The organism is Rehaibacterium terrae (assembly GCF_014202935.1).
In the GTDB taxonomy this organism is placed as follows: Bacteria; Pseudomonadota; Gammaproteobacteria; order Xanthomonadales; family Xanthomonadaceae; genus Rehaibacterium; species Rehaibacterium terrae.
Genome location: NZ_JACHHX010000002.1, coordinates 84001 through 110800 on the forward strand (window position 1 = coordinate 84001; position 26800 = coordinate 110800).

At 71.2% G+C, this 26800-nt stretch carries 24 protein-coding genes and 1 pseudogene; 12 read left to right on the forward strand and 13 right to left on the reverse strand.

Annotation, left to right across the window (positions count from 1 at the left end; all coding sequences use genetic code 11):
• Nucleotides 1-15 precede the first annotated feature (15 nt).
• Together HNQ58_RS01715 and HNQ58_RS01720 are read left to right on the forward strand one after the other, a co-directional pair.
• Nucleotides 16-759 (forward strand): CoA transferase subunit A, encoded by a 744-nt coding sequence (locus HNQ58_RS01715; protein WP_183947053.1) that lies wholly within the window; start codon nucleotides 16-18, stop codon nucleotides 757-759.
• A gap of 200 nt (nucleotides 760-959) precedes the next feature.
• Complete coding sequence (locus tag HNQ58_RS01720) at nucleotides 960-1595, forward strand: CoA transferase subunit B (RefSeq protein ID WP_183947054.1); 636 nt, start codon at nucleotides 960-962, stop codon at nucleotides 1593-1595.
• A gap of 90 nt (nucleotides 1596-1685) precedes the next feature.
• On the opposite strand, the gene HNQ58_RS01725 is transcribed toward HNQ58_RS01720, so the two are convergent.
• Together HNQ58_RS01725 and HNQ58_RS01730 are read right to left on the reverse strand one after the other, a co-directional pair.
• Entirely contained in the window at nucleotides 1686-2627 is a 942-nt protein-coding gene (locus HNQ58_RS01725) for an electron transfer flavoprotein subunit alpha/FixB family protein (protein ID WP_183947055.1), read from the reverse strand.
• 112 nt (nucleotides 2628-2739) lie between these two features.
• Nucleotides 2740-3486 carry an electron transfer flavoprotein subunit beta/FixA family protein gene (locus HNQ58_RS01730; protein ID WP_183947056.1) on the reverse strand — a complete coding sequence of 249 codons (747 nt, stop codon included), beginning with the start codon at nucleotides 3484-3486 and terminating at the stop codon, nucleotides 2740-2742.
• Nucleotides 3487-3659: 173 nt separating this feature from the next.
• Between HNQ58_RS01730 and HNQ58_RS01735 the strand changes: the two genes are divergently transcribed.
• The 4 genes from HNQ58_RS01735 to HNQ58_RS01750 all read left to right on the forward strand — a co-directional run bounded on the left by HNQ58_RS01735 (nucleotide 3660) and on the right by HNQ58_RS01750 (nucleotide 7274).
• On the forward strand, nucleotides 3660-4769 hold the full coding sequence (locus HNQ58_RS01735; protein WP_183947057.1) for an MlaE family lipid ABC transporter permease subunit: 1110 nt from the start codon (nucleotides 3660-3662) through the stop codon (nucleotides 4767-4769).
• Nucleotides 4763-5542 carry an ABC transporter ATP-binding protein gene (locus HNQ58_RS01740; protein WP_183947210.1) on the forward strand — a complete coding sequence of 260 codons (780 nt, stop codon included), beginning with the start codon at nucleotides 4763-4765 and terminating at the stop codon, nucleotides 5540-5542. Before HNQ58_RS01735 ends, HNQ58_RS01740 begins: the two co-directional genes overlap by 7 nt.
• A 140-nt stretch (nucleotides 5543-5682) precedes the next feature.
• Entirely contained in the window at nucleotides 5683-6630 is a 948-nt protein-coding gene (locus HNQ58_RS01745; RefSeq protein ID WP_183947058.1) for an MlaD family protein, read from the forward strand.
• Nucleotides 6627-7274: an ABC-type transport auxiliary lipoprotein family protein gene (locus tag HNQ58_RS01750; protein ID WP_183947059.1), complete on the forward strand. Its 648-nt coding sequence runs from the start codon at nucleotides 6627-6629 to the stop codon at nucleotides 7272-7274. The genes HNQ58_RS01745 and HNQ58_RS01750 overlap by 4 nt, the downstream gene beginning before the upstream one ends.
• A gap of 142 nt (nucleotides 7275-7416) precedes the next feature.
• Here the strand turns inward: HNQ58_RS01750 and HNQ58_RS01755 are convergent, their stop codons facing one another.
• A complete protein-coding gene (locus HNQ58_RS01755; protein ID WP_183947060.1) occupies nucleotides 7417-8040 on the reverse strand; it encodes an alpha-ketoglutarate-dependent dioxygenase AlkB family protein in 624 nt (207 codons plus the stop codon).
• Nucleotides 8041-8110: 70 nt separating this feature from the next.
• Nucleotides 8111-9463, reverse strand: coding sequence for an amidase (locus tag HNQ58_RS01760; RefSeq protein ID WP_183947061.1), 1353 nt, complete (start codon nucleotides 9461-9463; stop codon nucleotides 8111-8113).
• 192 nt (nucleotides 9464-9655) lie between these two features.
• Here HNQ58_RS01760 and HNQ58_RS01765 point away from each other — a divergent pair, with 192 nt between their 5' ends.
• Both HNQ58_RS01765 and HNQ58_RS01770 read left to right on the forward strand, forming a co-directional pair.
• Entirely contained in the window at nucleotides 9656-11257 is a 1602-nt protein-coding gene (locus HNQ58_RS01765) for an electron transfer flavoprotein-ubiquinone oxidoreductase (RefSeq protein ID WP_183947062.1), read from the forward strand.
• Between the two features lie 96 nt (nucleotides 11258-11353).
• Complete coding sequence (locus HNQ58_RS01770) at nucleotides 11354-12235, forward strand: ATP-grasp domain-containing protein (protein WP_183947063.1); 882 nt, start codon at nucleotides 11354-11356, stop codon at nucleotides 12233-12235.
• 205 nt (nucleotides 12236-12440) lie between these two features.
• On the opposite strand, the pseudogene cysN reads toward HNQ58_RS01770, so the two are convergent.
• Nucleotides 12441-14303: pseudogene (cysN, locus tag HNQ58_RS01775) on the reverse strand (sulfate adenylyltransferase subunit CysN); the annotation flags it as partial.
• 138 nt (nucleotides 14304-14441) lie between these two features.
• Entirely contained in the window at nucleotides 14442-15344 is a 903-nt protein-coding gene (gene cysD, locus HNQ58_RS01780) for a sulfate adenylyltransferase subunit CysD (protein WP_183947065.1), read from the reverse strand.
• Between the two features lie 126 nt (nucleotides 15345-15470).
• On the opposite strand from cysD, the gene HNQ58_RS01785 reads away from it, so the two are divergent.
• Nucleotides 15471-16718: a threonine/serine exporter family protein gene (locus HNQ58_RS01785; RefSeq protein WP_246416809.1), complete on the forward strand. Its 1248-nt coding sequence runs from the start codon at nucleotides 15471-15473 to the stop codon at nucleotides 16716-16718.
• Between the two features lie 88 nt (nucleotides 16719-16806).
• Here the strand turns inward: HNQ58_RS01785 and HNQ58_RS01790 are convergent, their stop codons facing one another.
• The 4 genes from HNQ58_RS01790 to HNQ58_RS01805 form a co-directional block, all read right to left on the reverse strand.
• Nucleotides 16807-17136: an H-NS histone family protein gene (locus HNQ58_RS01790; RefSeq protein ID WP_183947066.1), complete on the reverse strand. Its 330-nt coding sequence runs from the start codon at nucleotides 17134-17136 to the stop codon at nucleotides 16807-16809.
• A 159-nt stretch (nucleotides 17137-17295) separates the two neighbouring features.
• Nucleotides 17296-19002: a proline--tRNA ligase gene (locus HNQ58_RS01795; RefSeq protein ID WP_183947067.1), complete on the reverse strand. Its 1707-nt coding sequence runs from the start codon at nucleotides 19000-19002 to the stop codon at nucleotides 17296-17298.
• Nucleotides 19003-19088: 86 nt separating this feature from the next.
• Complete coding sequence (locus HNQ58_RS01800; RefSeq protein WP_183947068.1) at nucleotides 19089-19367, reverse strand: DUF4124 domain-containing protein; 279 nt, start codon at nucleotides 19365-19367, stop codon at nucleotides 19089-19091.
• Nucleotides 19368-19381: 14 nt separating this feature from the next.
• Nucleotides 19382-19777: a DUF4124 domain-containing protein gene (locus HNQ58_RS01805; RefSeq protein ID WP_183947069.1), complete on the reverse strand. Its 396-nt coding sequence runs from the start codon at nucleotides 19775-19777 to the stop codon at nucleotides 19382-19384.
• Between the two features lie 174 nt (nucleotides 19778-19951).
• Between HNQ58_RS01805 and pssA the strand changes: the two genes are divergently transcribed.
• The 3 genes from pssA to rimI are packed head-to-tail and all read left to right on the forward strand — an operon-like array spanning nucleotide 19952 to nucleotide 21533.
• A complete protein-coding gene (gene pssA, locus HNQ58_RS01810) occupies nucleotides 19952-20722 on the forward strand; it encodes a CDP-diacylglycerol--serine O-phosphatidyltransferase (protein ID WP_183947070.1) in 771 nt (256 codons plus the stop codon).
• Nucleotides 20719-21063, forward strand: a complete 345-nt coding sequence (locus tag HNQ58_RS01815) for a hypothetical protein (RefSeq protein WP_183947071.1) — start codon at nucleotides 20719-20721, stop codon at nucleotides 21061-21063. Before pssA ends, HNQ58_RS01815 begins: the two co-directional genes overlap by 4 nt.
• Nucleotides 21060-21533: a ribosomal protein S18-alanine N-acetyltransferase gene (gene rimI, locus HNQ58_RS01820; protein ID WP_183947072.1), complete on the forward strand. Its 474-nt coding sequence runs from the start codon at nucleotides 21060-21062 to the stop codon at nucleotides 21531-21533. The genes HNQ58_RS01815 and rimI overlap by 4 nt, the downstream gene beginning before the upstream one ends.
• Nucleotides 21534-21631: 98 nt before the next feature.
• On the opposite strand, the gene HNQ58_RS01825 is transcribed toward rimI, so the two are convergent.
• The 3 genes from HNQ58_RS01825 to HNQ58_RS01835 form a co-directional block, all read right to left on the reverse strand.
• Complete coding sequence (locus HNQ58_RS01825) at nucleotides 21632-24418, reverse strand: valine--tRNA ligase (protein WP_183947073.1); 2787 nt, start codon at nucleotides 24416-24418, stop codon at nucleotides 21632-21634.
• Nucleotides 24419-24521: 103 nt separating this feature from the next.
• Entirely contained in the window at nucleotides 24522-24947 is a 426-nt protein-coding gene (locus HNQ58_RS01830) for a DNA polymerase III subunit chi (protein ID WP_183947074.1), read from the reverse strand.
• Between the two features lie 123 nt (nucleotides 24948-25070).
• Nucleotides 25071-26552 carry a leucyl aminopeptidase gene (locus HNQ58_RS01835; RefSeq protein ID WP_183947075.1) on the reverse strand — a complete coding sequence of 494 codons (1482 nt, stop codon included), beginning with the start codon at nucleotides 26550-26552 and terminating at the stop codon, nucleotides 25071-25073.
• Nucleotides 26553-26800: the final 248 nt, after the last annotated feature.

The window sequence follows — 26800 nt, forward strand, 5'->3', positions numbered from 1 at the left end:
AACCGGATCGTGATCATGGTGGACAGCGCGAACCCCCCGGCCGGCGCGCGGCACGGCGCCGATCGCAAGCTCTACGCCAGCGCCGAGGCGGCGCTGCGCGACATCGTCCGCGACGGGCAGACGCTGGCGGTCGGCGGCTTCGGCCTGTGCGGCATCCCCGAGGCCCTGATCGCGGCGCTGCGCGACAGCGGCGTCACGGGGCTGACGGTGATTTCCAACAACGCCGGCGTGGACGGCTTCGGCCTCGGCATGCTGCTGAGCACGCGGCAGATCAGAAAGATGATTTCGTCCTACGTGGGCGAGAACAAGGAATTCGAGCGGCAGTTCCTGGCCGGCGAGCTGGAGCTGGAATTCAACCCGCAGGGCACCCTGGCCGAGCGCCTGCGCGCCGGCGGCGCCGGCATCCCGGCCTTCTTCACCCGCACCGGCTACGGCACGGTGGTGGCCGAGGGCAAGGAGACGCGCCGGTTCGGCGAGCACTGGTACGTGCTGGAGACCGCGCTCACCGCCGACGTGGCGCTGGTGAAGGCGTGGAAGGCCGACAAGGCCGGCAACCTGGTGTTCCGCAAGACCGCGCGCAATTTCAACCCGGTCTGCGCCATGGCGGGCAAGGTCTGTGTGGCCGAGGTGGAGCAGCTGGTGGAGATCGGCGAGATCGACCCCGATCACGTGCACCTGCCCGGCATCTACGTCGACCGCATCGTGGTCAACCCGACCCCCGAGAAGCGCATCGAGCAGCGCACCGTGCGGACGGGCTGAGCCTCATCCGACGCCGATGCGCCGCGACCTTGCCGTCTTCACGCGATGTCATTCCCGCGAAAGCGGGAATCCAGTGGCTTCAATGTCCGGATGGCACCCCGAAGTCGCTGGATCCCCGCTTTCGCGGGGATGACGGTGTGGAGTTTCCCGGCAGGGGGCAGGGCACTTCGAATACCGAATCCAAGACAGGAACAACGACCATGGCCTGGACCCGCGAGCAGATGGCGCAGCGCGCCGCGAAAGAACTCACCGACGGCATGTACGTCAATCTCGGCATCGGCCTGCCGACGCTGGTGGCCAACTTCATCCCGGAGGGGATGGACGTGTGGCTGCAGAGCGAGAACGGCCTGCTCGGCATCGGCCCGTTCCCGACCGAGGACGAGGTGGACCCGGACCTGATCAACGCCGGCAAGCAGACCGTCACCGCCCGGCCGGGGGCGAGCTATTTCGGCAGCCACGACAGCTTCGCGATGATCCGCGGCGGCCACATCGACCTGGCCATCCTCGGCGCGATGCAGGTCACCGACCGGGGCGACCTCGCCAACTGGATGATCCCCGGCAAGATGGTCAAGGGCATGGGCGGGGCGATGGATCTGGTGGCCGGCGTCAAGCGGGTGGTGGTGCTGATGGAGCACACCGCCAAGGACGGCAGCCACAAGATCCTGCCCGAGTGCACGCTGCCGCTGACCGGCGTGGGCGTGGTGAACCGCATCATCACCGAGCTGGCGGTGCTGGACGTGACGCCGGACGGCCTGGCGCTGGTGGAGCTGGCGCCGGGGGTGAGCGAGGACGAGCTGCGCGGGAAGACCGGGGTGCCGCTCAGGCGCGCCGCCTGAAGCCTGCCCTCCCGGCAGGCGCGCGCTGCCAGCAAAAACAAACGGCCGCCCCGGGGGGGCGGCCGTCCGCGCAGGCGCCGTCGCGGCGGCTCAGCCCAGCGCCGCCTCCAGCTCCGGCACGAGCTTGAACAGGTCGCCGACCAGGCCGATGTCGGCGACTTCGAAGATCGGCGCCTCGGGGTCCTTGTTGATGGCGACGATGGTGCCGGCGTCCTTGATGCCGGTCAGGTGCTGGATCGCGCCGGAGATGCCGATGGCCAGGTACAGTTCCGGGGCGATGATCTTGCCGGTCTGGCCGACCTGCAGCTCGTTGGGCACGTAGCCGGCGTCGACCGCGGCGCGCGAGGCGCCGACCGCCGCGCCGAGCTTGTCGGCGAGCCGGAAGATGATGTCGAAGTTCTCCTTCGAGCCGAGGCCGCGGCCGCCGGACACCACGCGCGATGCGCTCTGCAGGTCCGGGCGGTCGCTCTTGCCCTGCCGGAGTTCGACGAAACGGGTGTGGGTCGGCAGGGCGACATCGACGCTGGCGCTCTCGATGGCGGCGTCGCCGCCGGTGCCGGCAGCCGGCCACGAGGCCACGCGCACGGTGGCGACCACGGTACGGTCGGCCGGCGCCTGCACGGTGACGATGGCATTGCCGGCGTAGATCGGCCGCCGGAAGGTGTGCGTGCCCTCGACCGCCATCACGTCCGACACCTGCGCCACGCCCAGCCGCGCCGCCACGCAGGGCATCAGGTCCTTGCCGAAGGTGGTGGAGGGGCCGAACACGTGGCTGTAACCGGCGGCGATCTTGGCCACCTGCGGCGCCAGCACCTGGGCGATGGGGTGGGCGTTGGCGGGGTTGGCGACGGCGATGACCTTGCGCACGCCGTCGAGCCTGGCCGCCTCGGCGGCGACGGCGGCCGGGTCGGCGGCCAGCACGACGATGTCGATGGCCGCGGGCGCGAGCGCGGCGGCGGCGCTGACGCACTTGGCGGTGGCCGGGTTGAGTTTGCCGTCGAGGTGCTCGGCGACGATCAGGACGTTGCTCATGGAAGCGTTCTCCGTGTTGCAGGCTCCCCTGTCGGAGCGGCGTGAGCCGCGACAGGCGTACCAGCGATGTTCCGGGTCGCGGCTTGCGCCGCTCCGACAGACAGGGCCGGGCTTACAGCAGGCCCTTGGCCTTCAGCGCCGACACCAGTTCGGCCACGTCCTTCACCATCACGCCCTTCTGGCGCTTGGGCGGCGGGGCGTAGCCCAAGATCTGGAGGCCGCCGCCGTGGTCGACGCCGAGCTCGGCGAAGGCGATGGTCTCCAGCGGCTTGGACTTGGCCTTCATGATGTCCGGCAGCTTGATGAAGCGCGGTTCGTTCAGGCGCAGGTCGGTGGTGATGACGGCGGGCAGCTCGATCTCGAGCGTCTCCAGGCCGGCATCCACCTCGCGGGTGACGCGCGCCTTGCCGTCGGCGACCTCGACCTGGCTGGCGAAGGTGGCCTGCGGCCGGCCCCACAGCGTGGCCAGCATCTGGCCGGTCTGGTTGGCATCGTCGTCGATGGCCTGCTTGCCGAGGATGACCAGGCCCGGCTGCTCCTTCTCGATCAGCTTGAGGAAGGCGCGGGCGGCGGCCAGCGGCTGCACCGCCTCGTCGGTGACGACGTGGATGGCGCGGTTGGCGCCCATCGCCAGGCCGTTGCGCAGATGCGCCTGGCAGTCGGCTGGGCCGAGGGTGACCACGACCACCTCGCTGGCCACGCCCTTCTCGCGCAGGCGCAGGGCCTCTTCCAGGGCGATTTCGTCGAACGGGTTGGCGGAGAGCTTGACGCCCTCGGTGACCACGCCGGAGCCGTCCGGCTTGACCTGGATGCGGACGTTGTAGTCCACGACCCGCTTGTATCCGACCAGGATCTTCATCGTCTTCAAGGTTTCCTGTGCGACGGGCCGCGCGGCGCGGGGCCGGCGGCGGAAGGGGAACGCCGGATTTTACCCGCCGGGGCGGGGCGGCGCATCCGCGCGCGCCGCGCCTGCGGCACTGCCGGTACACTCGGCCCACGCAGGCCGTCAGCCGCAGCCACCACGCCCGGAGCATGAGCGCCATCCCCGCCGCCCCCATCGATGTCTCCGTCCCCGGCACCCTGCGCCTGCGCGGGGCGTGGACGCTGCCCGAGGCGGCGACGCTGGAGCGCGAGCTGTCGCGCGATTTCGGCCGCGTCGAGCGGGTCGATGTCGCCGCCGTCGAGCGGCTCGATTCGGCCGGGGTGGTGGTGATCCTGCGCCTGCTCGACCGGCTTGGCCTCGATCCCGCCACGCTGGACTGGCGCCAGGAGCACCGCGCGCTGGCGCAGACGGTCGGCCGCGCCTTCGCCATCGAGCCGCACCCGCTGCGGCGCGATTACGGGGTGAAGGCGCTGGTCGAACGGGTCGGTCACGCCGTGCACGAGGTGTGGGCGCAGGGCCGGATGCTGCTCGGCTTCCTCGGCCTGAGCCTGTCCACGCTCGCCGGCGTGCTGCTGCGCCCGGCCAGGCTGCGGCTGACCGCCACCGTGCATCACATGGAGCAGGTCGGGCTGGATGCGGTGCCGCTGACCGCGCTGCTGAGCTTCATGATCGGCGCGGTGGTGGCCTTTCTCGGCATCACCGTGCTGCGCGACTTCGGCGCGGAGGTGTTCGTGGTCGAGCTGGTGGGGTTCTCCTTCCTGCGCGAGTTCGGCGTGCTGCTGACCGCGATCCTGCTCGCCGGCCGCACCGCCAGCGCCTTCACCGCGCAGATCGGCGCGATGAAGGCGCGCGAGGAGATCGACGCAATCCGCACCCTCGGCCTGGACCCGATCGAGCTGCTGGTGATCCCGCGCCTGCTGGCGCTGCTGGTGATGCTGCCGCTGCTGAGCTTCCTGGCCGCGCTGGCCGGCATCGCCGGCGGCCTGGTGATCTGCATGCTGGAGATGGGGATGTCGCCGGAGGCGTTCGTGGTGCGGCTGCACGAGACCATCCAGCTGCGCCACCTCGTCACCGGCCTGAGCAAGGCGCCGGTGTTCGCGGCGGTGATCGCGCTGATCGGCTGCCTGGAGGGCTTCAAGGTCGGCGGCACGGCGCAGTCGGTCGGCGAGCGCACCACCTCCAGCGTGGTGCAGAGCATCTCGCTGGTGATCCTGCTCGATGCCGTGGCCGCGGTGTTCTTCATGGAGATGGGCTGGTGAGCGAGGCCACCGACGACATCGCCATCCGCATCCGCGGCCTGGTCAACCGTTTCGGCACGCAGACCGTGCACGACGGGCTCGACCTGGACGTGCGCCGTGGCGAGATCATGGGCATCGTCGGCGGCTCGGGCTCCGGCAAGTCGGTGCTGATGCGCACCATCCTGCGGCTGCGTCCGCCGCAGGCCGGCAGCATCCACGTGCTCGGCGTGGACGTGCTCGGCGACCAGGCGGGTGCGCATCGCATCCTGGAGACGCGCACCGGCGTGCTGTTCCAGGACGGTGCGCTGTTCTCCTCGCTCACCGTCGAGGAGAACGTGCAGGTGCCGCTCAAGGAGCACTACCCCGAACTGCCGCGCGAGCTGATCGAGGACCTGGCGCGGGTGAAGATCCGCCTCGCCGGCCTGCCCGAGGGCAGCGGCGCGAAATACCCGGCGCAGCTGTCCGGCGGCATGCGCAAGCGCGCCGCGCTGGCGCGCGCGCTGGCGCTGGACCCGGAGCTGCTGTTCCTGGACGAGCCCACCGCCGGCCTCGACCCGATCAGCGCCGCCGCCTTCGATGAATTGCTGCGCATGCTGCAGCAGTCGCTGGGGCTGACCGTGTTCCTGATCACCCACGACCTGGACACCCTGTACGCCATCTGCGACCGCGTGGCCGTGCTCGGCGACGGCCGCACGCTGGCGGTGGGCACACTGTCCGAGGTCGGCCGCGTGGATCATCCCTGGGTGCAGGACTACTTCCACGGCCCGCGCGGACGGGCTGCCGCCGGGGCCTGAGCCGGGGGCGGGATTCGTTGCAGGCGCGGCGTTGCCGCGATCGCTGCGTTGCGGCGCAGGGTGCCAGGCGGGTCCGGCCACGGGCGGCAGAATCCTGCTGCGATCCCGTATCCTGTGCCCGACCCACGCCCGGAGTCACCATGGAAACCAAGGCCAACCACGTCCTGATCGGCGCCTTCACCCTCGCCGTCTCGGCCGGCCTGCTGCTGTTCGCGCTGTGGGCCGCCAAGTACGCGTCGGAAAGCTCCTGGGCGGAATACGACGTGGTCTTCCGCGAAGCCGTCACCGGCCTGTCGGTCGGCGGCATCGTCCAGTACAACGGCATCACCGTTGGCTCGGTGCGCCATCTGTCGCTGGCGCCGGACGACCCCGGCCGGGTGATCGCCCGTATCCGGGTCGGCGCCGACACGCCCGTGCTGCGCGATACCACCGCCCGCCTCGCTCTGACCGGTCTGACCGGCGTGGCCTTCATCCAGCTCTCCGGGGGCAGCCCCGGCAGCCCCCGGCTCCTCGCGCGCGAGGACGAGCCGGTGCCGGTGATCGTGGCCGAGGAGTCGGCGCTGCAGAAGCTGTTCGCCTCGTCCGAGGACATCGCCATCGCCGCCAGCGAGGTGCTGGTGCGGCTGCGCAACATCCTCAGCGACGAGAACGCCGCGCGCATCGCCACCACCCTGTCCAACATCGATGCGGTCACCACCACCATCGCCGCCGAGCGCGAGGACATCGGCGCCTTGATCCGCTCCGCGCGTGAGGCCTCCGAGCGTCTGGAAGGCAGCCTGCGGCGCTTCGACCGCCTCGCCACCGCGCTGGACGAAAACCTGACCGACGAGCTGCCGCAGCTGCTCGGCAACCTCAGGCGGACGATGACGCAGGTCGATTCGCTCACCCGCCGCGCCGACGTCATCCTGGCCGAGAACCACGAATCGCTGGCCAGCTTCGGCAGCCAGGGGCTGGCCCAGGTCGGCCCGGCGTTGGCCGAGCTGCGCGAACTGCTGCGCGAACTGACCCGCATCAGCGCGCGCCTGGAGGACAACCCGGCCGCCTTCCTGCTCGGCCGCGACCAACCCAAGGAGTTCTCGCCGCGATGACCCGTCTGCCGTTGCCGCGCGCCGTCGTGGCGCTCGCCCTCGCCGCCGCGCTCGCGGCCTGTTCGCCGCTGCCGGCCAAGCGCACCAGCGCGCAGATCTACACCGCCGAGCCGCGCATCGCCGTCGACGAGACCTGGCCGCGGGTGACCTGGCAACTGGTGGTGGTCCGCCCGGTCGCCAGCCAGCTGCTCGATTCCAACCGCATCGCCGTGCGCCCGCGACCGGGCCAGTTGCAGGTGTACCGCGATGCGGTGTGGGTGGAGAGTGCGCCGAACCTGGTGCAGAACGCGATCCTGCGCGGCTTCGAGGATTCCGGCCGGATCGTCGCCGTGGGCCGGCCCGGCACCGGCCTGCGCGCCGACTATTCGCTGAGCCTGGACCTGCGCCGGTTCGAGACCGACTATCCCGCCGACGGCGGCGCGCCGCAGGTGCGGGTGGAGATCCGCGCGCGCCTGCTCGATGCGGTCAGCAACCAGGTGCTGGCCTCGCGCACCTTCGCCGCGGCGACGCCGCTGTCCGACACCGCCACGCCCGCCGCCGTGGCGGCGTTCGAGCCGACACTGGGGCAGGTCGCGCAGGACATCGTCGGCTGGACCCTGGTCACCGGCGAGGCCAACGCGCAGAGCGTGATGCGCCGCCGCTGAGGCGCGCTCGTGCAGAAACGGCCTGGTCGCCTGCCGAAGGTCAAGCAAGGCCTGGACACGTGCCGTCATCCCCGCCAAAGCGGGGATCCGGCGACTTCGAGCCTTTGAAAGCCAAAGACACTGGATTCGGCCGCTTCGCGGCTTACCCGCTGCCACCGGCCAGCCGTTCCTGCATCGGGCGGTGGACGATGCGGCGGAAGGTGAGGTTGATGCGCGCACCGACCGGGCGCGCCGTCTTCGGCAGGGCGTGCCGGTAGTGGCGCTGCGTCGCGCCGCGCATCACCAGCAGGCTGCCGTGCGGCAGCTCCAGCGCCAGTTGCCGCGCCTGGTCGCGGCGATGGCGCAGCACGAAGCGGCGGGCGGCGCCCAGGCTCAGCGAGGCGATGACCGGTGCCGGGCCCAGCGCGGGCTCGTCATCGCTGTGCCAGCCCATGCCGTCGGCACCGTCGCGGTACAGGTTGGCGAGCACGCTGTCGAAGCATTCGCCCGCCGCCGCCGACACGCGTCCGCGCAGGGCGGCGAGGGCGGGCGGCCACGGATGCGGCGCGAAGCGGGTGCGCGAGTAGGTGTAGGCCGCGCCGGGATCGCCGATCCAGCAGCTCAGCCGCGGCGAGTCCACTTCGCGGCCGAAGAGGCGGATGCGGTGGCGCTCCCAGGCGATGCCCTCGCGCAGGGCGGCGAACAGCGCGTCGGCCTCGGCGGCGCACAGCCAGACCGGATCGAACAGCAGCTCGGCATCGGGCAGCGGCAGCGCTTGCAGGCTCATGCGTGCGATTGCACTCGATTGTAGCAACGATGCAGTCGTCTGCCGCAGGCTCACGCCGCTCCGAGATGCATCACTGCATCGCGTCGATGACGCAGGCGAGGATCTGGCCGAGTTCGAGCAGGCGCAGGTCGCTGCCGCGTGCGCCGACCAGTTGCAGGCCGATGCCGTCGCCGAGCGGCAGGCTCAGCGCCGGGCAGCCGGCCAGGCTGGCGAGGGCGGAGAGGTCGGCGAGGTTGGACGGCTCCTCGGCGCCGAGGTCCGGCGGCGGGGCGGAGACGGTCGGCAGCAGCAGCACGTCGACGCGGTCGAAGAGCTGTCGCATCCGCACCACGTGGACGTCGAGGCGGCGGTCGGCGGCGACGTAGTCGACGGCGCGCTTGCCTTCGGCAAAGGCGAGCAGGCCGCGCAGGCGCGGCGAGCTGCCGGCGAGGCGGTCGCCGTGAGCGGCGAGGATCTCGGCCTCCATCAGCAGCAGCGCGGCGCGGCGGGTGGTGGCGATGTCCAGCGGCGCGAGGTCGAGGTCGATGGCGTGCAGCGCGCCCAGTCCGGCGCCGGCGCGCGCCACGGCGCGTTCGAAGACGTCAACGACGCTACCTGTCACGCCCAGCGCATCCAGGCCGCGCACCACGCCGACGCGCAGGCTGCCCGGCTGCCAGTCGGGCAGGGCGAACGGGGTGCGGCGCATGCGCGAGCGCGGGTCGCCCGGGTCGTAGCCGGCCAGCACCTGCAGCAGCGGCGCGATGTCTTCGACCGCGCGGGCGAGCACGCCGACGGTGTCGAGCCGGCGCAGCGCCGGCGCCATGCCGCGGCCGCTGATCTCGCCGAAGGTCGGGCGCAGCCCGGCCAGGCCGCAGAAGGCGGCCGGGATGCGGATCGCGCCGAGCGTGTCGGTGCCGATGGCGGCGCTGGCATGGCCGGCGGCGACGGCGGCGGCCGCGCCGGCCGAGGAGCCGCCGCAGGCCTTGCCGGGGAAGCGCGGGTTGCGCACGTCGCCGTGGTGCGGATTGCGCCCGACGGTGCCGAAGGCGGCCTCGTCGAGCGCGGTCTTGCCGAGGATCACCGCGCCGGCGCCGCGCAGACGGCCGACCGCGTGGGCGTCCTCGGCGGCGACCGGGGCCGGGCCGGGCAGGCCGAGGCCGGTCGGCAGCCCGGCGACGTCGAGGTTGTCCTTGACCGCCAGCGGCACGCCGTCGAGCCGGCCCAGCGGCTGGCCCTGCGCGCGGCGCGCGTCGGAGGCACGGGCGGCGGCCAGCGCGCCGTCGGCATCGACGTGGGTCCAGGCGCGCAGCTGCGGGTTCTCGCCGTCGATGGCGTCCAGACAGGCCGCGGTGAGCGCCGCGCTGCTGGTCTCGCCCAGCGCCAGCGCGCGCAGCACGCGGGTGAGCGGGGCGTGGCGCAGGGCGTCGGCGGTGCTGGCGGTCATGGGCGGTCCGGGGCGGGCAGGTGCGCCGATTATGGTGGCAGCGCTGTCGATTTGCCGTGTCCGGGTCCGATCATCGACAATCCAAACGCTTGATTCGTGACGTGTTCCCCACGGCCTGGCGTCGGGGGCACCAAAGCACGCCCCATCCGCCGGCGCCGTCGCTGCCCGGCAATGCAGCCCTGGAGTGAGCCGATGTCCGAGCGCGAGTTCATGGAATACGACGTGGTGACGGTCGGCGCCGGTCCCGCCGGCCTGGCCTTCGCCATCCGCCTCAAGCAGCTCAAGCCGGAGCTGTCGGTCTGCGTCATCGAAAAGGCCTCGACCATCGGCGCGCACATCCTCTCCGGCGCGGTGATCGAGCCGCAGCCGCTGGACGAGCTGCTGCCGGGCTGGCGCGAGAATCCGCCGCCGATCTGCGTGCCGGCCGGGCAGGACGAGTTCTGGCTGCTCAGCAAGACCGGTGGCATCCGATTCCCGATCGTGCCGCCGGGGATGAACAACCACGGCAATTTCATCGTCAGCCTCGGCGCGCTGTGCGCCTGGCTGGCGCCGCAGGCCGAGGCGCTGGGCGTGGAGATCTACCCCGGCTTCGCCGCGGCCGAGCCGTACTTCAACGAGGACGGCAGCGTCGGCGGCGTGCGCATCGGCGACATGGGCGTGGCCCGCGATGGCTCGCACAAGCCCGGCTACACGCAGGGCATCGACATCCGCGCCAAGGTCACCGTGTTGGCCGAGGGCGCGCGCGGTCACCTCACCAAGCAGCTCGTCCAGCGCTTCGCGCTCGACAGGGACTGCGACCCGCAGGGCTACTCGATCGGCATCAAGGAGCTGTGGCAACTGCCCGCAGGTCGGGTCACCCCCGGCAGGATCGTGCATACCTTCGGCTGGCCGGCCGACAGCAAGACCTACGGCGGCAGCTTCATCTACCACCTGGACAAGGACCGGGTCGCCATCGGCTACGTCTCGGGGCTGGACTACAGCGACCCGCTGTACCAGCCCTACGAGGCCTTCCAGCAGTTCAAGCACCACCCGATGATCAAGCCGCTGCTGGAGGGCGGCAGCATCCTCAGCGCCGGCGCGCGCGCCATCGTCACCGGCGGCTGGCAGTCGCTGCCGAAGGTGGAGATGCCCGGCGCGCTGCTGATCGGCGACACCGCCGGCCTGCTCAACGTGCCCAAGATCAAGGGCACCCACCAGGCGATGCGCTCGGGCATGCTCGCCGCCGAGCATCTGGCGGACGGACTCTCGCCCCAGGGCTTCGATGCGAAGCTGCGCGCCTCGGCGGTGATGAAGGAGCTGCGCCGGGTCCGCAACGTCAAGCCCGGCTTCAAGAAGGGCCTGTGGTTCGGCCTGCTCAACGCCGCCTGGGAAACCGCCACCGCCGGCCTGTCGCCGTGGACGCTCAAGAACCATCCCGACTGGTCGAGCCTGCACAAACTCGGCCAGTACCGGCCGCCCAGGCGCGACTACGTCGAGCGCACGCTGCCGCCGCGCGATCGCCTGGCCGGGGTGTACTTCGCCGCCACCGAGCACGACGAGGACCAGCCGGTGCACCTGAAGGTGGCCGACACCTCGATCTGCGTCACCCGTTGCGTCGAGGAGTACGGCAATCCCTGCACCCGCTTCTGCCCGGCAGGCGTGTACGAGATCGTCGAGGACGCGTCGGGCAAGCGCCTGCAGATCAATGCCGCCAACTGCGTGCACTGCAAGACCTGCGACATCAAGGACCCGTACGAGATCATCACCTGGGTGCCGCCGGAAGGCGGTTCGGGACCGAACTACCAGAACCTCTGACACCTCATCTTCTGTAGGCGCGGCGTGAGCCGCGACCGGCTGGCCCGCGCGGCACCCGGTCGCCGCTCACGCCGCTTCTGTGGGAGCCAAACGCCCATGCCCCGCATCGCCCTGGTCACCGCCATCGCCGCCCACGGCACCGACGACGACATCCCGCCGCTGGCCGAGGCGCTGGCGCGGCTGGGCGTGGCCAGCGAGACGCTGGCCTGGGACGACCCGACCGTGTCCTGGGCGCGCTTCGACGCCGCCGTGCTGCGCTCACCCTGGGACTACACGCGGCGGCTGCCGGAATTCCTCGCCTGGTGCGAGCGCGTCGCCGTGACCACGCAGTTGCTCAATCCGCTGCACGTGGTGCGCTGGAACACCGACAAGCACTATCTCGCCGAACTGGCCTGCGCCGGGGTGGCGGTCGTCGAGAGCGTGTTCCTCGAACCGGGCGACGACCCGGCCGGCTTCCCGGACTGGGACGAGTACGTGATCAAGCCGACGGTGAGTGCCGGCTCACGCGACACCCAGCGCTATGTGCGTGCCGAGCGCCCGGCGGCGGTCGAACACGCGCGGGCGCTGCTCGCCGCCGGGCGCAGCGTGCTGGCGCAGCCCTACCTGCACGAAGTCGACGAGCACGGCGAGACCGCGTTGCTCTATTTCGATGGGATCTTCTCGCACGCCATCCGCAAGGCGGCGCTGCTGACTCGCGGCGAGGCGCCGACCTCGCACCTGTTCGCGCCGGAGCGGATCGCCGCGCGCGAGCCCGATCCCGCCGAACGCGCCGCCGCCGACCGCATCGTGGCGCTGCTGCCGCGCCTGCTCGGCCTGGGCGCGCCGCTGCCCTATGCGCGCGTCGATCTGTTGCCGAGCGCCGACGGGCCGCGCCTGCTCGAGCTGGAACTCACCGAGCCGTCGCTGTTCTTCACCCACGCCCCCGGCGCGGCGGACCGCTTCGCGCAGGCATTGCGGGCGCGGCTCGGCGCACGCTGATTCGCCCGCGCGTGGAGCGGCTTCCGCCGCGACCCGAGGCCCGGGACCTGCACAGCCGTAGGCCACGGATCGGCGCGGATGGACGCGGATAAGACTTTGAATTGGCGCCATCCGCGCTTCATCCGCGCCGATCCGTGGCTGAATCTTCGCCGTTGCGTTCCGGTTGCGGCTCAGGCCGCTCCTGCAAGGGCTGTCCCGGCGGCTCGATATGCGCCACCACCCGCGCCGCCAGGGCCTCGGGCGGCTCGTGGGTGGTGTCCAAGTGCAGTTCGGCCCGTTCGGGCGGCTCGTAGGGCGAGCCGATGCCGGTGAAGTTGGGGATCTGCCCGGCGCGCGCCTTGGCATACAGGCCCTTGGGGTCGCGCCGTTCGCACACCTCCAACGGCGCATCCACGAACACCTCGACGAACTCGCCCGGCGCGAACAGCTCGCGCGCCATGCGCCGCTCGGCGCGGAAGGGCGAGATGAAGCTCACCAGCACGATCAGGCCGGCATCGACCATCAGCTTCGCCACTTCGGCGACGCGGCGGATGTTCTCGACTCGGTCCTCGTCGCTGAAGCCCAAGTCCTTGTTGAGCCCGTGGCGAACGTTGTCGCCGTCGAGCAGGTAGGTGTGGTGGCCGAGCGCGTGCAGGCGGCGCTCGACCAGGTTGGCGATGGTGGACTTGCCGGCGCCCGACAGGCCGGTGAACCACAGGCAGCGCGGCGCCTGGCCCTTGATCGCGGCACGCGCGGCCTTGTCCACGTCCAGCTGCTGCCAGTGCACGTTGGCGGCGCGGCGCAGGGCGAAGTCGAGCGTGCCGGCGGCGACGGTGGCGTGGCTGATGCGGTCGATCAGGATGAAGCCGCCGAGCGTGCGGTTGTCGCGGTAGGCCTCGAAGGGCAGCGGTTGGTCGAGCGCCAGATTGCACACGCCGACCTCGTTGAGCGCGAGCCGCTTGGCGGCGATGTGCTCCTGGGTGTTCACGTCGATGCGGTGCTTGATCTCGGTGACCTGGGCCACGGCGGTGCGGGTGCCGATCCTGAGCCAGTACGGGCGGCCGGGCAGCAGTGGGGCGTCGTCCATCCACAGCAGGTGCGCGGCGAAGGCATCGGCCACCTGGGGCGGGCGTGACGCGCTGGCGATCACGTCGCCGCGGCTGGCGTCGATCTGGTCGGTGAGCGTGAGCGTGACCGGCTGGCCGGCGTCGGCTTGCGGCAGGTCGCCCTCCGGGCCGATGACGCGGGCCACGCGCGAGCGGCGGCCGGACGGCAGCACCACCACCTCGTCGCCGGGGGCGACACGGCCGGCGGCGACGGTGCCGGCGAAGCCGCGGAAGTCCTGGTCCGGCCGGTTCACCCACTGCACCGGCAGCCGGAAGCCGATGTCGCCCGCCGGCTCGGGGATCGGCGCGGCCTCGAGCGCTTCGATCAGGGTCGGGCCGGCATACCACGGCATCGTCGCCGCGCGCGTCACGAGGTTTTCGCCGCGCAGCGCCGACACCGGGATGCATTGCACCGCGGCGATGCCGAGCTGCGCGGCGAGCGCGCGGTAGTCGTCGGCGATGCGTTCGAACACGGCGCGGTCGTGACCGACCAGGTCCATCTTGTTCACCGCCAGCAGCACCTGGCCGATGCCGAGCAGGGCGGCGATGTAGCTGTGCCGGCGGGTCTGGGTGAGCAGGCCCTTGCGGGCGTCGACCAGCACCACGGCGAGGTCGGCGGTGGAGGCGCCGGTGGCCATGTTGCGGGTGTACTGCTCGTGGCCGGGACAGTCGGCGACGATGAACTTGCGCCGCTCGGTGGTGAAGTAGCGGTAGGCGACGTCGATGGTGATGCCCTGCTCGCGCTCGGCCTCCAGGCCGTCGAGCAGCAGGGCGAAGTCGATCTGGTCGCCCTGGGTGCCGTGACGGCGGCTGTCCTTGAGCAGCGCGGCGAGCTGGTCGTCGAACAGCTGGCCGGTGTCATGCAGCAGGCGGCCGAGCAGGGTGCTCTTGCCGTCGTCGACGCTGCCGCAGGTGATCAAGCGCAGCAGCGATTTCGACTCGTGCCGTTGCAGCCAGGCGTGCAGGTCGGTGGCGTCGCCCATGTCAGCGGCCTCCGGAGGCCGTGTCGGCGGGGCGGCGCGGACAGGCCGGTGCGGCCGGATGCGGCGTCCGCGGCGCGCGTGGGGAACCGCAAGCCGGCAGCGTGCGCGCGTCCGCGGCCGTCGTCATCGAATCCCGGCTCAAAAGTAGCCCTCCTGCTTCTTCTTCTCCATCGACGCGGCCGGGTCGTGGTCGATCACCCGGCCCTGCCGCTCGGAGGCGCGGCTATGCAGCATCTCGGCGATCACGGCGTCGAGGGTGTCGGCGTCGGATTCGATGGCACCGGTGAGCGGGTAGCAGCCGAGCGTGCGGAAACGCACCCGCCTGATCGCCGGCGTCTCGCCTTCGCGCAGCGGCAGGCGCTCGTCGTCGACCACGATCAGCGCGCCGTCGCGCTCGACCACCGGCCGCTCGGCGGCGAAGTACAGCGGCACCACCGGGATGCGCTCGCGGCGGATGTACAGCCACACGTCCAGCTCGGTCCAGTTGGAGAGCGGGAACACGCGCACGCTCTCGCCTTTGTGGATGCGGGTGTTGTAGAGGTTCCACAGCTCCGGGCGCTGGTTCTTCGGGTCCCAGCGGTGCTGCGCGTTGCGGAAGGAGAACACGCGCTCCTTGGCGCGGGACTTCTCCTCGTCGCGGCGGGCGCCGCCGATGGCGGCGTCGAAGCCCCACAGGTCCAGCGCCTGGCGTAGCGCCTGGGTCTTCATCACGTCGGTGTGCACGCTGGCGCCGTGGGTCACCGGCGAGACGCCCGCGCGCAGCCCCTCGGGATTGGTGTGCACGCGCAGCTCCAGCCCGCACTCGGCGGCGCGGCGGTCGCGAAAGGCGATCATCTCGCGGAACTTCCAGCCGGTGTCGATGTGCAGCAGCGGGATCGGTGGCCGCGCCGGGTGGAAGGCCTTGAGCAGCAGGTGCAGCAGCACCGAGCTGTCCTTGCCGATCGAGTACAGCAGCACCGGGTTGCGGAACTCGGCCGCCACCTCGCGCAGGATATGGATGCTCTCGGCTTCGAGGCGGTCGAGATGGGACGGGGCGGGCATGGGCGCGCGGGTCGGGAGCGTCGGGCAAGTCTAGCGGATGCGGGCCGTGCTGCGTCCGCAGGCGGCGTGGTTAAGCCTGCGCGTGGCATGCTGTGCGCCGCTTCCGCCGCCGCCCGCCGCCGCGCCATGACCGACGCCGAATCCAGCTTCGTCGCCCGCACCGAGTTCATCATCGAGCTGGCGCGTCGGCTGCACGCCTATGGCACCACCGCGCAGCGCCTGGAGGGCGCGATCTCGGCGGTCGCCAGGCGGCTGGGCGTGGGCTGCGAGGTCTGGTCGAACCCGACCGGCATCATCCTGAGTTTTTCCGACCCCACGCGCGGGCCGCTCACCGACACCACCCGGGTGATCCGGCTGGAGCCGGGCGATGTCGACCTGCGCAAGCTCTGCCAGGCGGACGAGATCGCCGACCGGGTGGTGACCGGGGAGATGGACCTGGCCGCCGGCAAGGCGGCGCTGCGCGCGCTGGATCGGCCGCCGAGCCGGCGCATGGTGGCGATGACGGTGTTCAGTTTCGGCCTGGCCTCGGCCTCGGTGGCGGCGTTGCTGCGCACCGGCTGGGGCGACATCGCCACCGCGGCCGTGATCGGCTGGCTGATCGGCGCGCTGTCGATGGCAGCCACCACCCGGCCGCGCCTGCTCGAGGCTTCCGATGCGGTCGCCGCGCTGCTCGCCACCCTGCTGGCGGCGGCGGTGGCGACCTGGCTGATGCCGCTGACGCTCAACCTGGTCATCGTCGCCTCGCTGATCGTGCTGTTGCCCGGCCTGGCGCTGACCAACGCGGTCGCCGAGCTGACCCATCAGCACCTGGTCTCCGGCACGGCGCGCTTCGCCGGGGCGATGGCGACCCTGCTCAAGCTCACCTTCGGCACCGTGGCGGCGATGCAGTTGGTGCGCCTGCTCGGCTGGCAGCCGCAGGAAGCCGCCACGGCGCTGCTGCCGCCGTGGCTGGAGTGGGTGGCGCTGGCGACGGCCTCGTACGCCTTCGCGGTGCTGTTCCGCGCCGAGAAGCGCGATTACCTGCTGGTGATGGCGGCGGCCTGGCTGGGCTACGGCGTGACCCGTCTGGCCGGTGTCTGGCTCGGCACCGAGGCGGGCGGTTTTCCAGTCGGGGTCTTCCTGGCCGGCATGGCGGTCACCGCGGTCAGCAATGGCTACGCGCGCTGGGTGAATCGGCCCGGCGCATTGATCCGGGTGCCGGGCATCATTCTGCTGGTGCCCGGCAGCGTCGGTTTCCGCAGCCTGACCTTCATGATGGAGCGCGACGTGATGCTGGGTCTGGATACCGCCTTCACCCTGGTCAATGCGCTGGTGGCGCTGGTGGCCGGCATCCTGTTCGGCAATCTGCTGATCCCGTCGCGGCGCAATCTGTAACTGCAAAGCCGGCCGCTGAAACGAAGGTGCCGGCAAACGCAAACGCCGGCCAATGGCCGGCGTTTGCATTCGATGCGCTGGCGCGCTGTCAGATCAGCAGATCCGATTCCTTCCTGCCCTGGGCCAGTGCCTCGGTGAACCAGCGCGGACGCTTGCCGCGGCCGGTCCAGGTCTGGCTGGGGTCGGCCGGGTTGCGGTATTTCGGCGCCACCTTGCCGCCGCTGCGCTTGCGTGCCGCCGGTGCGCGGCCGCCGCCGAACAGCTCCTCGATGGTGTAGCCCTCGGCCTTGGCCATGGCGGTGATTTTCCGGCGGACCTCGGCGATACGGTCGCGATGCAGTTTCTTCTGCTGCTGTTCGGCTCTGGCGATGAGCTCGGCCAGCTCCTGGGCACTGAGACTTTCGAGATTGATGGTCATGAATCCTCCGTAATCCGGTCCTGCGTGGCGGGTGAATCCGGTGAAATCCGGTGATATCCGGTAAAACGGTATCGGAGGCGATTATGTCGAGAATAAGAAAAGCCCGTCAATGGACGGGCTTTTCGACGGGCTGCAATTCGCGGGGCAGGAGCGAATGGGCTATTCGGCCAGCCCCAGTCGCCGGCGCAGGCCGTCGCGATCCAGCGATTCGGCGGCCTGGGCGCGGCGGGCGCGGTATTCGAAGGTGCCGGCGGCCAGGCCGCGCTCGGACACCACCACCCGGTGCGGGATGCCGATCAGTTCGATGTCGGCGAACATCGGGCCGGGACGCAGGCCGCGGTCGTCCAGCAGCGGGTCGAGGCCGGCGGCCTGCAGCTCGCTGTAGAGCGCCTCGGCGGCCGCGGCCACGGCCGGATCGTTCTTCGGGTTGATCACGCACACCGCCACCTGCCAGGGCGCCATCGGCTCGGGCCAGCAGATGCCGCGCTCGTCGAAGTTCTGCTCGATGGCGGCGGCGACGATGCGGCTGACGCCGATGCCGTAGCAGCCCATGTGCATCACCCGCGCCTTGCTGTCCTGGTCGAGCACGGTGGCGCCCATCGCTTCGGCGTACTTGGTGCCGAGCTGGAACACATGGCCGACCTCGATGCCGCGGGCGATGCGCAGCGTGCCCTTGCCGTCCGGCGAGGGGTCGCCCTCGACCACGTTGCGGATGTCGGCGACCAGGTCCGGCTCGGGCAGGTCGCGGCCCCAGTTGACGCCGGCCAGGTGGTAGCCGCCCTGGTTGGCGCCGACCACGAAGTCGGCCATCGCCGCGACGCTGCGGTCGGCGATCACGGTGACCGGCTTGAGCGGGTTCACCGGGCCGAGGAAGCCGGGCGCGGCGCCGAGGTGGTCGAGGATCTCGGCCTCGGTCGCGAGCCGGTATTCGGCCAGGCCCGGCAGCTTGGCCAGCTTGATCTCGTTGACGGTGTGGTCGCCGCGCACCAGCGCGAGCACGAAGCCCTGCTCGCCGACCAGTGCGACCGACTTGACCGTGCGCGCGAGCGCGATGCCCATCAGCGCGGCGACTTCCTCGCAGGTCTTCTGGGTGGGCGTGTCGATGCGGCGCAGCGGCTCGGCGGGGGCCGGGCGCGGCGCGGCCGGGGCCAGCGCCTCGGCCAGTTCGACGTTGGCGGCGTAGTCCGAGCCGTCGGAAAAGGCGATGGCGTCCTCGCCGGAGTCGGCCAGCACGTGGAATTCGTGGCTGGCCGAGCCGCCGATGGCGCCGGTGTCGGCGAAGACGGCGCGGAATTTCAGGCCCAGGCGGGTGAAGATGCGCTCGTAGGCGCGGTACATGTTCCAGTACTCGGCCTCCAGCCCTTCGGCGTCGAGGTGGAAGGAGTAGGCGTCCTTCATCAGGAACTCGCGCGCGCGCATCACGCCGAAGCGCGGGCGGATCTCGTCGCGGAACTTGGTCTGGATCTGGAAGAAGTTGACCGGCAGTTGCCGGTAGGAGCGCAGCTCGTGGCGGGCGAAGTCGGTGATGACTTCCTCGTGGGTGGGGCCGTAGCAGAACTCGCCGTCCTTGCGGTCGCGAAGCTTGAGCAGCTGGCCGCCGAACTTCTCCCAGCGGCCGGTCTCCTCCCACAGCTCGCGCGGCTGGATCGAGGGCATCAGCAGCTCGATCGCGCCGGCGCGGGTCATTTCCTCGCGCACCACGGCTTCCACCTTGCGCAGCACGCGCAGGCCCAGCGGCGTCCAGGTGTAGATGCCGGCGGCGAGCTTGCGGATCATGCCGGCCCTGAGCATCAGCTGGTGGCTGACGATCTCCGCGTCGGCGGGGGTTTCCTTGCTGGTGCTGAGGTGGAATCGCGAAAGGCGCATGGCGCGGTCGGGCCGGTCGGCAAAAAGGAAGGCGATTGTAGCGGCGCGCCCGGCACGGCCCAAACCGCCGCGCCGCGGCGGCGGGCTCAGTCGCGGTCGCGGGGCGGCGTCAGCGGGACGACGTTGCGGTCGTCCGGAATGTCCACGATCTCGTAGGGGCGGCCCTGCGGCGGCCGGTCGGTGACCTGCAGCACGCCGTCATCGTCGCGCCAGCGGTACAGCGTGGGCGGCCGGGTTCCGGTCGTGGCGCGCGGCGTGTCGGCCGGGGCGGCGGCCGGTGCCGCCTCGCGCGGCACGCGGTCCAGCCACCAGGCCAGCGCGCCGCCGAGCAGCAGGCCGAGGATGACGGCGTGCCAGGTCCGCATGGTCGGCCCCGGCCTCAGCCCTCACAGAAACGCCGCAGCTGCTCGGCGGCCAGTTCGATCTGGTGCGCGCGCTCGGTGGCGTCGAGCGGCTCGGCCTGTCCGTCGCCGTCGAGGTCCATGCTGACCTGCGGCGAGCGTTGCAGGGTTTCCAGGTTCTGACGGGCGCGCTGGCAATTCTCGGCACGCAGGGTGGCCTCCGGGGCATCGGCGGTCCCGGCCGTGTCCGTTTCGCCGCGCCCGGAATCGCGTTGGCGGATGTGGACGTCCTGGTAGCGAACGCCCGGCGGCGGCGAGTCGGAGTAGTGGGTGACGCCGCGCTCATCGGTCCACTTGAACACCCGCTCGGCGGCGGGACCGCTCGCGGGCAGGGTGAACAGGACGGCCAGCAAGGCACACGGCACGACGCGCATGGCACTTCTCCAGGGGGGTGGCCCTTGGTAGCACCGTCACCAACTGCGTGCAAGCATCCCGGCCGGGCGTTCATGCCGGCCGGGCCGAACGGCTACACTCTCGGGCAGGAAAGGGCACCGGTCGCCATCCGGCCCGTCCGCCCGTGCCCGCCTCCGCCGAGCCAGGACGCATTGATGCACGCTACCGACAACCCCCAGAAGCCGCGTCCCCGCGCCATCTACCTGCTGCCCAACCTGTTCACCACGGGCGCGCTGTTCGCCGGTTTCTACGCCATCATCGCCGCCTCGCAGGGGCAGTTCATCGCCGCCTGCATCGCCGTCTTCGTGGCCGGGCTGCTCGACGGGCTGGACGGACGCATCGCGCGCCTGACCGGCACCAGCAGCGAATTCGGCATCCAGTACGACTCGCTCGCCGACCTGGTCAGCTTCGGCATGGCGCCGGCGCTGGTGATGTACCACTGGGCGCTGCACACCCTGCGCTACGACGGCGCCACCTGGGGCAAGGTCGGCTGGACCGCCGCCTTCCTCTACGCCGCCTGCACGGCGCTGCGGCTGGCGCGCTTCAACGTGCAGACCGGGCAGGTGGACAAGCGCTGGTTCATCGGTCTGGCCAGCCCGGCGGCCGCGGGCCTGATGATGGCCTTCGTCTGGACGCTGGCGGCCGCGGGCTACAGCGGCGAGCAGGTGCGTTTCCTGGCGCTGGGCGTCACCGTGGCCGCCGGCCTGCTGATGGTCAGCCGGGCGCGCTATTTCAGCTTCAAGGCGTTCCCGCGCTCGGACCGGGTGCCGTTCCTGTTCATCGTGCTGGCGGTGGTGGTGTTCGTCGCGCTCACCATCGACCCGCCCAAGGTGCTGCTGACGGCCGGCGCCTTGTACGCGCTGTCCGGGCCGGCGATGTGGGCATGGCAGCGCCTGCGGCGGCAGCGGAGCGGCGGCGCGGCATGAGCCCGGCGGGCCTGCCCTGGTCGGCCGAGCAGCAGCGCCTGCTGGCGGCGATGGGCTATGCGCTGTATGCGCTGCGCGGGCCGGTGGGCGAGCCGGATGGGGCGGCAACGGCCCCGGCGCCGGCGGTGGCCGTGGACGCTATCGATTTCGACGATCCGCTGTTCCCGGCCCTGATCCGCGCCGCCGGCCTGCTGCCGGCGCGGCCGAGCGAATTCGACTGGCAGGGCTGGGCGCATGCCGTCGGCCTGCCGCCGCTGGCCGAACTGCGCCGCGATCCGCAGGCCAAGCGCGCGTTGTGGCCGCGGCTGCGGCGCTGGCGGCGGGAGCGGGCGCGGCGATGAGCGCCGTCCCGGCCGGCGCCGTCGCCGAGCTGCGGCCGATGCGCGAGGCCGAGATCGAGCTCGTCGCCGCCATCGAGCGGCGCGCCTACGAGTTTCCCTGGACCGCCGGCATCTTCCGCGACTGCCTGCGCGCCGGCTACGAATGCTGGGTGCTGGCGCTGGACGGGATGCCGGTCGGCTACGGCATCCTCAGCGCCGCCGCCGGCGAGGCGCACGTGCTCAACGTCTGTGTGGCGCCGGAGCATCAGGGGCGTGGCCTGGGGCGGCGCCTGCTGCACCGGCTGCTGGAGCTGGCGCGCTGGCACCGGGTCGAGCGGGTGTTCCTGGAGGTGCGGCCGTCCAATCCGGTCGCGATCGGGCTGTACGAACGCGCCGGCTTCAACGAGATCGGCCGGCGGCCCAACTACTACCCGGCCAAGGGCGGGCGCGAGGACGCCATCGTGATGGCGATGGAGCTGCTGCCGCCGTAGGCGCGTGCAGCGTCAGAGAAAGACGAGGCGGTGGCACAGCCTGCGCTCTCCCTCGTTTCTCGCTCCTCTTCACTCGTCTCTCGCACTCCGCACCCCGGCTACAGCGCCGCCAGACGCTGCAACTGTTCGCGCAGGCCGGCGAGCTGACGGGTCCATTCCCCGAGGCGCTGGCGCTCCTGCTCGACGACGGCGGCCGGGGCGTTCTGCACGAAGGTCGCGTTGCCGAGCTTGCCGTTGCACTTGGCGATCTCGCCCTCGACGCGCCGGATCTCCTTCTCCAGCCGCGCGCGCTCGGCGCCGACGTCGATCAGCCCGGCCAGCGGGATCAGCACGCGCAGCTCGCCGATCACCGCGGCGGCGGCCGGCGGGGCTTCGTCGCCGGGGTCGAGCCAGGCGATCGACGCCAGCCGGGCGAGGAACTTCAGCGCCGGCGCGAAACGCGCGCCGCGTTCGCGGTCGGCGGCCACGCCGCCGGCCAGCAGCAGCGGCACGGCGCGGCCCGGGGCGACGTTCATCTCGCTGCGGATGCGGCGGATGCTCGACACCACCGCCTTGAGCCACTCGATGTCGGCTTCGGCATCGCCGAAATCGGCGCTGAAATCGCGCGGCTCCGGGTACGGGCGGCGGCTGATGCTGTCCTCCGTCAGGCCCAGTTGCGGCGCCACCGACTGCCAGATCTCCTCGGTGACGAAGGGGATCAGCGGGTGCAGCAGGCACAGCAGCCGCTCCAGCACGAACAGCAGGGTGTGGCGGGTGCTGTCGGCGACGGTGCGGTCCTCGCCCTGGAGTGCGGGTTTGGCCAGCTCGAGGAACCAGTCGCAGAACTCGTTCCAGGTGAACTCGTACATCGCCTGGCTGGCCAGATCGAAGCGGTAGGCGGCGAACTGCGCCTCGACCTCGCGCACGGCGTGGGCGAGGCGGGCCAGGATCCAGCGCTCGGCATCGGTCTGCGGCTGCGGCATGCCCTGCGCGGCGAAGCCCTCGCAGTGCATCAGGACGAAGCGCGCCGCGTTCCACAGCTTGTTGCAGAAGGCCTTGTAGCCCTCGCAGCGGCTGAGGTCGAACTTGATGTCGCGGCCGTGGGTGGCCAGCGAGGCGAAGGTGAAGCGCAGGGCGTCGGCGCCGAAGGCGGGGATGCCGTCGGGGAATTCCTTGCGGGTGGCCTGTTCGATCTTCGCCGCCATCTGCGGCTGCATCAGGCCGGTGGTGCGCTTGGCCACCAGCGCATCGACGCCGATGCCGTCGATCAGGTCGATGGGGTCGAGCACGTTGCCCTTGGACTTGGACATCTTCTGGCCGTCCTTGTCGCGCACCAGGCCGGTGATGTAGACGTCCCGGAAGGGCACGCGGCCGGTGAAGTGGTCGGTCATCATGATCATCCGGGCGACCCAGAAGAAGATGATGTCGAAGCCGGTCACCAGCACCGAGGTCGGCAGGTAGCGGTCGAAGCCGTACTTCTCCATCTCGGCCGGATCGGGCCAGCCGAGCGTGGAGTGCGACCACAGCGCCGAGCTGAACCAGGTTTCCAGCACGTCCTCGTCCTGGCGCAGCGGGTGTCCGGCGCCGAGGCCGTGCCTGCGGCGCACTTCCTCCTCGTTGCGGCCGACGTAGACCTTGCCCAGGTCGTCGTACCAGGCCGGGATGCGGTGGCCCCACCACAGCTGGCGGCTGATGCACCAGTCCTGGATGTTTTCCATCCAGTGGCGGTAGGTGTTGATCCAGTTCGGCGGCACGAAGCGCACCGCGCCGTTCTCGACCAGCTCCAGGCCGCGCGCGGCGAGCTTTTCCATGCGCACGAACCACTGGTCGGTGAGGTAGGGCTCGATCACCTGGCCGGTGCGGTCGCCGCGCGGCACCATCAGCTTGTGCGGCTCGACCTTGACCAGGAAGCCGCCGGCCTCGAGGTCGGCGAGCACCGCCTTGCGCGCCTGGTAGCGGTCGAGGCCGCGATACTTCGCCGGGGCGTTGTCGTTGATGGTGGCGGTCGGGGTGAAGATGTTGCGCAGCGGCAGACCATGCCGCTGGCCGATGGCGTAGTCGTTGAAGTCGTGCGCCGGGGTGATCTTGACGCAGCCGGTGCCGAACTCGCGCTCGACGTAATCGTCGGCGATGACCGGAATCTCGCGGTCGCACAGCGGCAGTTTCAGCGTCTTGCCGACCAGATGCGCGTAGCGCGCGTCCTCCGGGTGCACGGCCACGGCAACGTCGCCGAGCATGGTTTCCGGGCGGGTGGTGGCGACCTCCAGCGCACCGGTGCCATCGGCCAGCGGGTAGCGGATGGTCCACAGCTGGCCGTTCTCCTCCTCGTTGACCACTTCCAGGTCGGAGATCGCGGTCTGCAGCACCGGATCCCAGTTCACCAGCCGCTGGCCGCGGTAGATCAGGCCTTCCTCGTACAGGCGCACGAAGGTCTCGATCACGGCGCGGCTCAGGCCCTGGTCCATGGTGAAGCGCTCGCGGCTCCAGTCACCGGAGGCGCCGAGGCGACGCATCTGCCGGGTGATGGTGTTGCCGGACTCCTCCTTCCATCGCCACACACGCTCGATGAATTTCTCGCGGCCGAGGCTCTCGCGCGTCTCGCCCTTGCCTTCCAGCGCGAGGTTGCGGTTGACCACCATCTCGGTGGCGATGCCGGCGTGGTCGGTGCCGACCTGCCAGAGCGTGTCGAAGCCGCGCATGCGGTGGTAGCGGATCAGCGTGTCCATCAGCGTGTGCTGGAACGCGTGGCCCATGTGCAGGGTGCCGGTGACGTTCGGCGGCGGCAGCATGATGGCGTACGGCGTGCCCTGTCCGGTGGGCTTGAAGCAGCCGGTGCTTTCCCAGTGGTCGTACCACTTGGTTTCGAAGGTGCCGGGTTCGTAGCTCTTGGGCAGTTCGCGGGTCATGGGCTGGAGGCCTTGGTAACCGGTAATGGGGAGACGGCAACCGGAGAGCGGCGGCGGAACCAGGCGATCCTGTTCCCGGCTGCCGGTTTCCGGTTCCCGTCGTCTACATGTCGTACTTGTTCAGGACGAAGCCACGCGCCTGGTACTCGCGCCAGCGCTGGCGCAGCGGGCCGCGCGCCGATTCGTCGGCCGGCACCACTTCCAGCACGCGCTGGTAGTCGCCGGGCGCAATGCCGTCGCGCAGGTTGATCACCAGCGACCGCGACGGCGGGTCGTGTCCGGGCGCGGCGATCAGCACCGCGGCCTCGTCCTCGTCCTCGTCGGCGCCGGCGATCTGGTGCGGGATGTAGGCATTCTCGTCGAAAGCCCACAGCAGGTCGTCCAGCGCCTCGGCCTGCGCGGCATCGCGCGCCAGGATCAGCGTCGGCTGGCCGGCCTCGTGGGCCTTGCGCGCCAGCTCGCAGACCAGCAGCAGCGGATTCTCGCGGAAGCGCGGCTTGGCGATCAGGTAGAAGTCGGCGCGGGACATGGCTGAAGGCATGGGAACCGGAAACCGGGAGCCGGTGACCGCAGAGCAGGGGGCTTCAGGGGGTGAAGGCGCATGGAGGGACGAGGGTTTTCCGGTTACCGGCTCCTGGTTCCCGATTCCCGATTACCGGTTACCGGCCCTGTCCATCAACCACTGGCTGAGCAACCCCACCGGCCGCCCGGTCGCCATGCCCTTGCGGCCCTCCTCGGAGCCGGAGCCGGCGATGTCCAGGTGCGCCCAGCGCCGGCCTTCGGTGAAGCGGGCGAGGAAGCAGCCGGCGGTGATCGCGCCGCCCCAGCGGCCGCCGATGTTGTAGACGTCGGCGAAGGTGGAGTCGAGCAGCGGCTGGTAGTCGTCCCACAGCGGCAGGCGCCAGGCGCGGTCGTGCACGTGCTGGCCGGCGGCGAGCAGCTCGTCGGCGAGGTCGTCGTGCTTGCTCATCAGGCCGGTGGCGACCTTGCCCAGCGCGATCATGCAGGCGCCGGTGAGGGTGGCGACGTCGACGATCGCGGCCGGCTCGAACTTCTGCACGTAGGTCAGCGCGTCGCACAGCACCAGACGGCCTTCGGCGTCGGTGTTGCCGACCTCGATGGTCTTGCCGGACATCGAGGTGAGCACGTCGCTGGGACGGTAGGCGTTGCCGTCAGGCATGTTCTCGACCGCGGCCAGCACGGCGACGAGATTCAGCGGCAGGCGATTCCTGACCGCGGCGACGAAGGTGCCGAACACGGCGGCGGCGCCGCACATGTCGTACTTCATCTCCTCGATGCCGCCCTGCACCTTGAGGTTGAGGCCGCCGGAGTCGAAGGTCAGGCCCTTGCCGACCAGCGCATAGGGTCTGGCCTCGCCGGCGCCGTTCCAGCGCAGCACGATCAGCTTGGGCGGGTTGGCCGAGCCGCGCGCCACGGCGAGCAGCGCGCCCATGCCGAGTTTTTCCATGTCCTCGCGCTCGAGCACGTCGCACTCGGCGCCGGCGTGTTCGGCGGCGAAGGCGCGGGCGCGTTCGGCGAGGTAGGCCGGGTTGCAGATGTTCGGCGGCAGGTTGCCCAGCTCGCGGGCGGCCTCGACACCGGCGGCGATGCCCACGCCGGTGTCGAGGGCGGGCCGCAGCGCGGCCTCGCCGTACACGGTCACCTGGCGCAGCCCGGGGCCCTCGTCCTTGACCGGCTTGGTGGCGGTGTAGCGGTAGGCGGCATGGTCGGCGGCGACCACGGCCTGCTGCACGGTCCAGGCGGCGTCGCGGCCGGAGACTTCGCACTCGCTCAGGGTCAGCAGCGCGTGCCGCGCCGGGCCGTCCTTGAGCGCCTTCACCGCCTCGCCGACCGCCTTGAGCCAGGCGCCGGCGTCGAGCTTGTCGCGCTCGCCCAGGCCGACCACCAGCACCCGCGGCGCCTTCACGCCCGGCAGGTCGTGCAGCAGTGCGGTGCGGCCGGCCTTGCCGGTGACGTCGCCGCGGGCGATGAGCCGCTTGAGCCGGCCGCCGCTGGCGTCGTCCAGCGCGTCGCCGGCCGGCGTGAGAGTGCCGTCGGCGTACAGGCCGAGCACCACGCAGTCGGTCTCGGCGGCGGCGGGGGCGGGGCGGTTCAGGTCGAATTCGAGGGCCATGTGTGAAGTTCCGTACAATCGCGGTCGTGTTCCGCGGCGGGTGTGGCGCCCGGGCGGACGCGACCGGAGCAGTCGCGTCGCCGATCAAGCACGCAGGTGATTGATCAACCGGGAGGGGGTGGGCACAGTAGCCGGTCCCGGGTCGACCGGGCCGCTGCCAAGCCGCCAGTCTACTAAACGCCGCCCCCGCCTTCATGCCCTGGCCGTGGGCTGGAAGCCGCTCCCGTTCCGGACGCCCACCTGCCTGC

What these genes read in the sequence shown, in the direction of transcription:
- HNQ58_RS01795 (WP_183947067.1), bottom strand. Translation starts at nt 19,002, where the DNA reads ATGCGCCTTTCGCGATTCCACCTCAGCACCAGCAAGGAAACCCCCGCC.
- cysD (WP_183947065.1), bottom strand. Translation starts at nt 15,344, where the DNA reads ATGCCCGCCCCGTCCCATCTCGACCGCCTCGAAGCCGAGAGCATCCAT.
- HNQ58_RS01790 (WP_183947066.1), bottom strand. Translation starts at nt 17,136, where the DNA reads ATGACCATCAATCTCGAAAGTCTCAGTGCCCAGGAGCTGGCCGAGCTC.
- HNQ58_RS01760 (WP_183947061.1), bottom strand. Translation starts at nt 9,463, where the DNA reads ATGACCGCCAGCACCGCCGACGCCCTGCGCCACGCCCCGCTCACCCGC.
- HNQ58_RS01770 (WP_183947063.1), top strand. Translation starts at nt 11,354, where the DNA reads ATGCCCCGCATCGCCCTGGTCACCGCCATCGCCGCCCACGGCACCGAC.
- pssA (WP_183947070.1), top strand. Translation starts at nt 19,952, where the DNA reads ATGCACGCTACCGACAACCCCCAGAAGCCGCGTCCCCGCGCCATCTAC.
- HNQ58_RS01805 (WP_183947069.1), bottom strand. Translation starts at nt 19,777, where the DNA reads ATGCGCGTCGTGCCGTGTGCCTTGCTGGCCGTCCTGTTCACCCTGCCC.
- HNQ58_RS01715 (WP_183947053.1), top strand. Translation starts at nt 16, where the DNA reads ATGGTGGACAGCGCGAACCCCCCGGCCGGCGCGCGGCACGGCGCCGAT.
- HNQ58_RS01735 (WP_183947057.1), top strand. Translation starts at nt 3,660, where the DNA reads ATGAGCGCCATCCCCGCCGCCCCCATCGATGTCTCCGTCCCCGGCACC.
- HNQ58_RS01730 (WP_183947056.1), bottom strand. Translation starts at nt 3,486, where the DNA reads ATGAAGATCCTGGTCGGATACAAGCGGGTCGTGGACTACAACGTCCGC.
- HNQ58_RS01745 (WP_183947058.1), top strand. Translation starts at nt 5,683, where the DNA reads ATGGAAACCAAGGCCAACCACGTCCTGATCGGCGCCTTCACCCTCGCC.
- HNQ58_RS01765 (WP_183947062.1), top strand. Translation starts at nt 9,656, where the DNA reads ATGTCCGAGCGCGAGTTCATGGAATACGACGTGGTGACGGTCGGCGCC.
- rimI (WP_183947072.1), top strand. Translation starts at nt 21,060, where the DNA reads ATGAGCGCCGTCCCGGCCGGCGCCGTCGCCGAGCTGCGGCCGATGCGC.
- HNQ58_RS01720 (WP_183947054.1), top strand. Translation starts at nt 960, where the DNA reads ATGGCCTGGACCCGCGAGCAGATGGCGCAGCGCGCCGCGAAAGAACTC.
- HNQ58_RS01835 (WP_183947075.1), bottom strand. Translation starts at nt 26,552, where the DNA reads ATGGCCCTCGAATTCGACCTGAACCGCCCCGCCCCCGCCGCCGCCGAG.
- HNQ58_RS01800 (WP_183947068.1), bottom strand. Translation starts at nt 19,367, where the DNA reads ATGCGGACCTGGCACGCCGTCATCCTCGGCCTGCTGCTCGGCGGCGCG.
- HNQ58_RS01825 (WP_183947073.1), bottom strand. Translation starts at nt 24,418, where the DNA reads ATGACCCGCGAACTGCCCAAGAGCTACGAACCCGGCACCTTCGAAACC.
- HNQ58_RS01815 (WP_183947071.1), top strand. Translation starts at nt 20,719, where the DNA reads ATGAGCCCGGCGGGCCTGCCCTGGTCGGCCGAGCAGCAGCGCCTGCTG.
- HNQ58_RS01750 (WP_183947059.1), top strand. Translation starts at nt 6,627, where the DNA reads ATGACCCGTCTGCCGTTGCCGCGCGCCGTCGTGGCGCTCGCCCTCGCC.
- HNQ58_RS01725 (WP_183947055.1), bottom strand. Translation starts at nt 2,627, where the DNA reads ATGAGCAACGTCCTGATCGTCGCCGAGCACCTCGACGGCAAACTCAAC.
- HNQ58_RS01785 (WP_246416809.1), top strand. Translation starts at nt 15,471, where the DNA reads ATGACCGACGCCGAATCCAGCTTCGTCGCCCGCACCGAGTTCATCATC.
- HNQ58_RS01755 (WP_183947060.1), bottom strand. Translation starts at nt 8,040, where the DNA reads ATGAGCCTGCAAGCGCTGCCGCTGCCCGATGCCGAGCTGCTGTTCGAT.
- HNQ58_RS01830 (WP_183947074.1), bottom strand. Translation starts at nt 24,947, where the DNA reads ATGTCCCGCGCCGACTTCTACCTGATCGCCAAGCCGCGCTTCCGCGAG.